Origin of the sequence: Massilia genomosp. 1 (assembly GCF_011682185.1) — a bacterium.
In the GTDB taxonomy this organism is placed as follows: domain Bacteria; phylum Pseudomonadota; class Gammaproteobacteria; order Burkholderiales; family Burkholderiaceae_D; genus Telluria_A; species Telluria_A rubra.
This window is the reverse complement of sequence record NZ_WHJF01000376.1, coordinates 1-522: the sequence shown is the minus strand read 5'-3', so window position 1 is coordinate 522 and position 522 is coordinate 1. Positions and strand designations below refer to the sequence as shown.

The window sequence follows — 522 nt, the reverse complement described above, 5'->3', positions numbered from 1 at the left end:
GAAGCGCCATTACATCGCAGCCCTGGTCGTGCTCGTCTGCGCAGTCGTTTATCTCAACGTCGCGCACTCCTCGCCCGCCCCTCTCAGCTGCCGCGCCGAGCTGTCCCAGTAAGGCCCCATATGTCGACTACCTATCGGGGTGTCCAAAAAGTGTTCCAGAATGAAATCGATCTACTGTGGGGACGCATTGAACAGTTATTGAAGGAACACGACATCTGCGCTATCGCCGCGTTCGTCATTCCGCTTACGCCGAGCACGGGCACTGTGGTCCTGTACGCAACACCGAACAAGGACGGCACCATGCCGGCATCGCTGATGGCGGCCTACAAAGCCATCGATCCGACAGCCGTTATTACGCCATTGGCCTCTGACGACACGCCAGCGTAAAGGCTTTGTCCGCACGAATCGCCACACACGTCGCGGCGCTGAACCTGGCCCTCCGACCGTGGCTCGCTCTACCAGACCGCGCATATGAAAACTACATCCGCATGCCGCCACGCCGCCCATTGCGTGGCGTGCGCG

At 60.2% G+C, this 522-nt stretch carries 1 protein-coding gene; it reads left to right on the top strand.

The window, feature by feature from the left end; all coding sequences use genetic code 11:
• Positions 1–120: 120 nt before the first annotated feature.
• Entirely contained in the window at positions 121–387 is a 267-nt protein-coding gene (locus tag F1735_RS38635; protein ID WP_167241494.1) for a hypothetical protein, read from the top strand.
• Positions 388–522: the final 135 nt, after the last annotated feature.